This is a genomic window from Ramlibacter aquaticus, assembly GCF_015159745.1.
In the GTDB taxonomy this organism is placed as follows: Bacteria; Pseudomonadota; Gammaproteobacteria; order Burkholderiales; family Burkholderiaceae_C; genus Ramlibacter; species Ramlibacter aquaticus.
In genome coordinates this window covers 1-7,744 of sequence record NZ_JADDOJ010000122.1, presented here as the reverse complement: position 1 = coordinate 7,744, position 7,744 = coordinate 1, and the positions used below count along the sequence as shown (strand labels likewise).

Below are 7,744 nucleotides of genomic sequence, written 5' to 3'. Positions count from 1 at the left end.
CAGGCAGACGAACCCAAAAAGAAGGAGAAGACCAAGAACTTATCCACACCGTGAGCCGCAAGGCTCGCAAAGAGGGTGGGTCAATATTCGATGGAAATGCCGGGTCAGGATTCCATGGAAATCAACAGTCAGTTCCCTGTTCTTGTAGACGGGGACAATGAGATCCACTTCGAATCGCCCGTCGTCGATACATTCTGAGCTCACGTCAGTGCTGGCAAGCGGCGGCATCGCAGAATAGGTTGAATTTAGCATATCAGTAGGATCGTTCGTGTTGGTCGGGCTTGAGAAGTTGCTCGCGGTGTGTCGACGATCCAAGCCCCCCAGCGCAGTCCGTGGCGGGACATTCATTCAATGCCCAAATGATGCAGTCGGCCGTGTCTGACCACGACGGTAAGTCCCGTAAAGTCGGCACTGCGCGGCCGACTGGAGATTCGAGCCAGTCCTCGATCGACTGAGCCAGCAACAGTTCGCTGCTGTCAGGAGCGAAGTAGGTGATCCCGAAGCCTGCATGAACTCGGAAGACTTCGAGGTCGCGTGCGAGTATGCGTTTGCCGTGGCCCAGTGCTTCGACCAGTGGCAGGCCGAAGCCTTCCGCGTGTGAGGCGATGATCACACCATCGCATGCTTCATACAGCTTCTGCAGTGCATCGTCACTCACGTCCTTGAGCCAAAACAGAAGGGAACCTTGCAGCGCGTGCGTCTCTAGTGCGGTAATGAGCTCATGGTTCTTCCACCCCGGGCGTCCAACGACCACCAGTCGGTACTTCCTCCCGTGGGCCCACAGCCTCTCGAACGCCTTCAGCACATCGGCGTGGCCCTTTCGTGGCTCAACGGTGCCGACCATGAGCGCGATCCGTTCTTCCTTCAGTTGACAAATGAGCGCTTCGAAACCCTCGGGCATTCCACGACCATGTCTGGCACTTGAAAGATCTGCTCCCATCGGTAGAACGCGTGTGCTGAAACCCGCGGTCAGCGAGTAGCGGCGGGAGAGCTGCTCCCGCAAGTGACGTTCGACGATTGACGAAATGCAGAAAAAGCCATCAGCAACACAAGCCGTTGACCACAGCCAGTTGGCGAAGCGGACCACCAGCCGGTCCGAGAACCAGTCGGGCCGCTGGATGGGGAGTAGGTCGTACATGACGAACCAGACCTTGCATCCCTGGCGCCTGAAGGAGGCGAGCTGCCGGCGATGACGGTACACGGCGTCAAGTGAAAAATCGAGGCCGAGGAACACGTCCCCTGAAACTGGCAGGATGCGATCGCCGCAGTTGGCAATGGCAGACGTTGGCCATAGGACGCGGCGATAAGGGCACTTGCGCGTCGCAGCAACGGGGATCACTGTCCAGCCCGGGGGAGACTCGCTCAGGAGCAAGGCGACAACTGCTCTAACTGTCCGTTGAATTCCTGTTCCCGCATCGTTTTCGCTGATCACGGAAACGTCGACGAACAAAGTGCGCTTCGAACCTCTCGCATCAGTCAGTTTGCGGACGACTGAACGTCGCGTCCATTGCACACGAAGCCTCTCCAGCCAGGCTGGCGACAAATAAGGCTGAGCGCGCTTCTGCAACTCGGACCAGTTCAAGCGCGGCCCTCATAAAAGGCATAGGCTACATCGACATCACTGAACAACGTGACTTGCCCACTGCTCAGGACGCAGACCGTGTGACAGTGCCGTCGAATCATGTCAGGCATATGCGACACCATAATCATCGCTCGGTCACCTCGCTTCTCGAACAACTCGCGCTCGCACTTGGCATGGAAGCGGCTGTCACCTACAGCGATGATCTCGTCTATCAGATAGCAGTCGAACTCCACCGCCATGGAAATGGCGAACCCAAGCCGAGCCCGCATTCCGGAGGAGTAGGTCTTCAGCGGCTCGCGCATATAGCGGCCAAGTTCTGAAAACTCCTCCACAAATGGAATTCGTTCGCTTGCATCCACTCCGTACACACGACAGATAAAACGGACGTTGTCCAGACCTGTTAAAGAGCCTTGGAAGCCACCGCTGAACGCTAGCGGCCACGAGACGCTCATTCGGCGGTCCACCGAGCCACTTGTAGGGCGCTCGGCGCCGCTGAGTAGCCGGATCAGCGTGGACTTGCCCGCCCCGTTCCGGCCCAGAATCCCAAGTTTCTCTCCGGGGCGTACCTGCAGGCTCAGATCTCGGAGCACGGTGACCGGACCACTTCGGGTGGAGTATTGCTTCGTGACGGAGCGCATCTCGATCATTCGGGGGTCACCGTACGGGAGAGAAGGCGCAACTTAGCCATGCCAAGCAGCGAGAGTCCAAGGGCCCACGCAACGAGGTAGGTTACGTCGTAGTGAGCTCGAAGCTGGGAACCGAAGTAGCCATCTCGGAGCATCTCGATCCCGTTCACCATCGGAATCAGAAGCAGCAGGTGCTGCGCCCCCAACGGGGCTGCGTCTACCAGGAACGCAGCTCCCGACAACGGAAACAGAAGATAGGAAATCGGGTGCCAGAGCTTTTCAATCAGGTCGGACTGCTCGCTCGCCGCCCCGACGAGAATCGCTAGTGCTGCGCCGAACCAGGCGAGGAGGCCCCATGCGACGGCAACCTTCAGCAGGTCCTGCGGGCCCCGCATCCAGTCAAGGGATGCAAAGACGACGCACAGAACGACGAATGAAATTGTGGCGCCCCCTGCTTCGAGGAGCAGCCGCGCGAGGTACACGTCGAGCACCTTGACGTTGCGGTGGTTCATCAGGGCAAGATTGGGTTCCAACGCCTTGATACATCTGGCAGGCATGTTCCGCCAGAGGAGCACCGATGAATAGCCGGTCACCGCGAAGGCTACAATCGGCAAGCCTGATCCGTGCACCGTCCGCAGTGCGCTCCAGAGTGCCGTCACGCCGAGCGTGAACATCATGGGCTCTGCGAAAAGCCACAGGAAGCCGATGTTGTGACGGCCATAGCGTGTCAGCACCTCGCGCATCAGGAGCGCGCCGATTACCCTGCGCTGGACGGCCCAGGAATCGAGCAGCGACCCCACTGAGTTCCTCGAGCCCACGTCAGTCCTGATGCTCGCGAATACCTGCCACAAGCATGCTCAGAATCCCCCATGCCACCGCACCCACGATCAGCGCTGCGAACGCGCTGCGGACGCGCCGTGGCTCCTGTGCCACGTCCGGCGTGCTGGGTTGTGCAATACGCTCCAGATACACCTGCTGACGCTGAGCGTCGTTGCGAGCTGTTTCCAGGCTGGTCAGGGCGCTTGCGAGCTGTTTATTCGCGAATTCCATTTCGAGAGCGAGCTGCTGAATACCGGCCGCCTTGTTAGCCAGCGAGTCACGGCCGCCGGCAACGCGCCCGGTTTCCCGTTCGATCTCTTCCCGCAGCGTGGTACTCCGGTTGCGCAGGGCAGGGATCTGCGGGTTGCCTGGAGCGAAGGCCTGCAACTGTGACAACTGGGTCGTGGTCGCGATCAGGTCATCTTGAAGCTTGGCGACCTGCTGCAGCTGGACGGCGGCCTGTCGTTCGGGATCCACAACGTTCTGGGCGTTCCGGTAGTTGGAGAGGTTCAAGGCGGCCGCCTTCGCAGCCTGCTCGGCCTGTGCCACCTCTCTCTCTGCGTAGCGGATCAAGTCACGGCGCCCCCGTTCATTCAGGTGATTTACCAGTTCCTCGCTCTGTTCGAGCAAGAGTCGGTTGGCGTTTGCTGCATTGTCGGCAGTAAACGCCTTCACCGTGAGCGTCACAATCGACGAGTTCGCGTCCGTCTGGACATCTACCTTGTTCTGGAAATACCGGTGCAGGGCCTCGAAGCTGTTGTCGAAATCCAGGCCGGCGAACCGGCTGAAGACGTCAACGTTCTTGCTGCCGTATGCAGCCTTCAGGTTCAGCTTGTCATCGAGAACCCGAAGGGCGTCGCGCGACAGCACGTACTCCCGAACCGTGTAGCTGTCGTCCTGGGTCTTTCCGAAACCAGTACCCTGGAACAGATTGCCCAGCACCGACTGCGAACGACGCTCGGGGCTGCGCACGACGAACCGGGACTCCGATATGTAAACGTCGGAAGCCCAAAACGCGTGGTACGAGGCAGCAAGAAGAGTCGGAGCGGCGACGACGATCAAGAGAACGCGATTCACGTCGCCCAGCTTGGATGTAAACTTAAGTTTCATCTCGGAATCATGTGCTCGACCAACTCATCCTCTGATCGTACTCTGAAGTGAGTCGTGCCCCCTTCACTTGACTTCAATCACGCGCGCCCGTAGTTATCCTCGAATCTCAAGATGTCATCTTCGCCAAGATACTCGCCACTTTGCACCTCGATCATCACAAGGTCAATTCGCCCAGGATTGCGCAAACGATGCTTGTGCCCTGCGGGGATGTAGGTGGACTCATTAGATTTCAAGGTAATCAGTTCCTCGCCGTTTAGTACCTCCGCAATTCCACTCACAACGATCCAGTGCTCGCTACGATGATGGTGCATCTGCAGACTAAGCGCCGCGCCCGGACGCACCTCGATGCGCTTGATCTTGAAACTTCTAGCTTCTTCGAGGACCGAGTACGTCCCCCAAGGCCTATGCACCGTTCGGTGCAGCTTATGAGATTCATGGTCTTTAGCCTTGAGCTGACTGAACACGTGTTTGACGTCCTGCGCCCGGTCGCGATGGGCGACCAGAAGAGCGTCCGGTGTGTCCACGATCACTAGATCCTCTACCCCCACGATTGCGACCACGCGCTCACTGTGCACGAAGCAGTTGCGCGAATCGTGCACAACGGTTTCACCGTCCACACGGTTACCGCTGCTGTCCGCTAATGAAAGCTCGCTCAGCGCCGACCAAGAGCCGATGTCGCTCCAACCAATGTTGTCGCATGGGATTACCGCCGCAAGAGCAGTCCTCTCCATGACCGCAAAGTCAATTGAGTCGGATCGAATGCTCGCGAATTTTTCGCCGGCGAATTCAAGTTGCTCGCCCCGCGGTAGCTCGGCGTGCCGTGCCGTGACAAGTGCGGCTCGGCATCCCTCCAAGATTTCGGGGCAGAGTTGCTCCAACTCTTGAAGCATGGTGCCAGCACGAAAGCAAAACATTCCGGCATTCCATAGGTGCCGGCCGCTCCCCATGTAACGCTGTGCCGTTATCCGGTCGGGTTTTTCAACGAATGCAACGACATCCTGGTCCGAATGCTCGATATATCCGTAACCAGTCTCGGGCTGAGTCGGGCGGATGCCGAACGTGCAGATTCGACCGGCGAGGGCCAATACGATTGCTTGGCCGACTGCCTTGGCGAACGCATCGGCGTTGGTGATCACGTGGTCGGCCGGCATCACCAACATCACCGCGTCGGGCCCCTCGAGTTGTTCGACGCGCAACGTTGCCAGGGCTACGGCGGCGGCGGTGTTGCGGCCCTGAGGCTCCAGAAGATAGGAGGCTGCCACCGCGTTGGCCCGTGTGCTCTCGTACTCTTCGCGAGTGCGGAAAAAGAATTCACGATTGGTCACCGTCATGATGCGACCCACTTGCGGAAGGCCTGCAGCGCGGTCGAATGTCTGTTGCAGCAAAGTCTTACCGTCGGGCAGCCGCATGAACGGTTTCGGGTGCAACTCGCGCGATACGGGCCAAAGCCGGGTCCCGGCTCCGCCGCAAAGGACCACTGGGATCAGTGCAGCCATCAGGAAACTCCTTTAAGAATCTGATTCCAGCGCAGCGGGCTTTCGTATTGGCCGTAGAGGCTGACAGGCACTTGCGTAAGGCTTTTTAGCTGCGCCAAGAAATTCCGAGCGGTGTCTTGGTCCGGCCGAAAACCGGCACACCAGAAAGCGTCGAGGGTTCCTTGGAAGGCCAGCCCGACCCGGTTGTAGAGTGCGTCGCCCATAACCATCAGCGAAGCCCTGCGTTCAATTGCCTGTAGGCCCACGGTGCTGTTGATCAAAACGGTACCCATGGAGTGTTCCGCTAAGTCGGGCGTGTCGCCTTCGCTGATATGGAAGATGCGCCTCTCGACCCCGTGACTCCGCGCGAGGTCTCGGATGTAATCGGCCAGACTGTGGCCCCCTCGCGAATGGGGGTGTTGCTTGAAAATCAGGTGCGTGTCCGCCGGCGCATGCGAGGCAAACGACCGGATGACTTCACTGGCGAATTCCTGGTTGCTGGCAAAACTGCTGTGCGCGGTGAGCTGACTGTCGCTCTCGAGCTGCAGAGGAACGAAGTAGTAGGGCTGGCCGCTGCGAAATAAGATTTTTTGATAGCGCAGGTCCGCCCTATGACGAAACGCCTTGCGCGTCCAGGAGCGTATCCAGTAAGTTGCGTACTCGCCTAGGTCAGTGCTTCGGTGATGCGCGTAGTGAGGGAAAGCGGCACGCCCGCGGTAAAGCTCCACGTAGTGGCGCGTTGCGTGCACCGCCATCTTTACAAAATGATGAGGTGTGCTGTCAGGCGCCGGTGGCTGCGCGCCGCTGAACGGCGGCAACCAGACATACCGGTCCAAGGTGGTGGAGTAACCGTTGACTCCGCCCAGTTCCATGGTCGCGAAACCTGGTCGGAAGTAACCTTCTTCGAACACCACCACGGGAATGCCAAGGTCCTGCAGCACGATCCGAGCGACCTTGTGATGATGGCGAGACTGGCCGAACAGAGCCACACAGTCGGGCTCCCAATTTCGGGCAAGCCGCCGAAGGTATGTGGGCCATTCAGCGGCCGTGGCCTGAAACGGGTCCGCCCGGAGCAATCTCGCGTCAGCAAGATCCCCGGCTTGGAAGGCTATACGTCGAACCTCAGATCCGTGAACTCTAAGCCAACGGGTAAGTCGATCAAAGAAAGGACCCACGGGCCCCTGCAGTAAAAGCACCCGGCGAGCACTTCCGAGCTGCAATAGTGCTGGGTTGACGCTTACGCCGAGAGGAATTCGCGCCTGGCCATTAGTGCTCCCCGCTGCAAAGTCCAGCACACCAGTCACCGCCGCCTCCTGATCGTGCCCCGCTCCGTCAGAAAATCCGACAACTCAACGGGCCGCTGCGGCGTAGTGTAGCTCGACGTTACCGTCGTCGATCAAGGAATTGATGAGTCGTGGCTCACGCCTGCCCCTAATCAGGTGCCACAAATGCAGCTGTCATTCTTTTGAGTTAGGAGTAGGTCCAGTGACGCCAGGATTTGGCGAACGAATGCGGAAAAATTCCAGCCGCCCGCGGTGGGACAGAAGACCTCCTGCGAGGGCTACTTGCTCACGTCATCATGGCTTCCGCGCTGACCAACGTGGCCAGCGACGCCGCCGAGCTGCCGAGCTGCCGCGCATGATCGAGGCGGTTCAAGACTCTCTGAAGTTGGAGTTGACCCGGTTCTGTGGACACATCATTCTTTGTGTTCAAGGAGCCGTAAATGTCCAAGGTGAGACCGCCGTAGCCGGCGGAATTCAGGCAGCAGATGGTGGAGTTGGTCGTGGCTCTGGGGCGGCTTGAGCTGAACGCATTGAGTAGCGAGCCACCGTGCTCTTGCTGGTGCCCGTCTCGGCAGCCAGGCCGCGCGTGCTCCAGTGCGTCGCGCCATCGGCTGGCTTGGTATGCAGCGTCTTGTTGATCAGCTCGGCAACTCGTTCTTCGTCAACAGTTCGAGGCTGCCCGGGCCGCCATTCACCGTACAAGCCTGCGATGCGGTGACGAGTGAGGTTGCCCCTAGAAATCGGAGTGCATAACCCGATCGTCAGGCGGCAGATTTTTGCTGCGCCGCCAACCAGCGTTGTTCGAACTGCATTGGGCTGAGATACCCAAGCGCCGAATGTAGCCTCGAA

General features: G+C 59.1%; 6 protein-coding genes and 1 pseudogene. All 7 read right to left on the bottom strand.

The window, feature by feature from the left end; all coding sequences use genetic code 11:
- Positions 1-253: 253 nt before the first annotated feature.
- Positions 254-1,582 (bottom strand): glycosyltransferase family 4 protein, encoded by a 1,329-nt coding sequence (locus IM725_RS19115; RefSeq protein WP_193782233.1) that lies wholly within the window; start codon positions 1,580-1,582, stop codon positions 254-256.
- A complete protein-coding gene (locus tag IM725_RS19110; RefSeq protein WP_193782232.1) occupies positions 1,579-2,229 on the bottom strand; it encodes an ABC transporter ATP-binding protein in 651 nt (216 codons plus the stop codon). Before IM725_RS19110 ends, IM725_RS19115 begins: the two co-directional genes overlap by 4 nt.
- Positions 2,226-3,008: an ABC transporter permease gene (locus IM725_RS19105; protein WP_321576221.1), complete on the bottom strand. Its 783-nt coding sequence runs from the start codon at positions 3,006-3,008 to the stop codon at positions 2,226-2,228. The genes IM725_RS19110 and IM725_RS19105 overlap by 4 nt, the downstream gene beginning before the upstream one ends.
- A 19-nt stretch (positions 3,009-3,027) precedes the next feature.
- Positions 3,028-4,137, bottom strand: a complete 1,110-nt coding sequence (locus IM725_RS19100; RefSeq protein WP_193782230.1) for a hypothetical protein — start codon at positions 4,135-4,137, stop codon at positions 3,028-3,030.
- 77 nt (positions 4,138-4,214) lie between these two features.
- Entirely contained in the window at positions 4,215-5,633 is a 1,419-nt protein-coding gene (locus tag IM725_RS19095; protein ID WP_193782229.1) for a mannose-1-phosphate guanylyltransferase/mannose-6-phosphate isomerase, read from the bottom strand.
- The gene (locus IM725_RS19090) at positions 5,633-6,601 is read right to left on the bottom strand and encodes a capsular biosynthesis protein (protein ID WP_193782228.1); all 969 of its coding nucleotides are present in this window, start codon (positions 6,599-6,601) and stop codon (positions 5,633-5,635) included. The genes IM725_RS19095 and IM725_RS19090 overlap by 1 nt, the downstream gene beginning before the upstream one ends.
- A 768-nt stretch (positions 6,602-7,369) precedes the next feature.
- A pseudogene (locus tag IM725_RS20810) lies at positions 7,370-7,744 on the bottom strand (hypothetical protein); the annotation flags it as partial.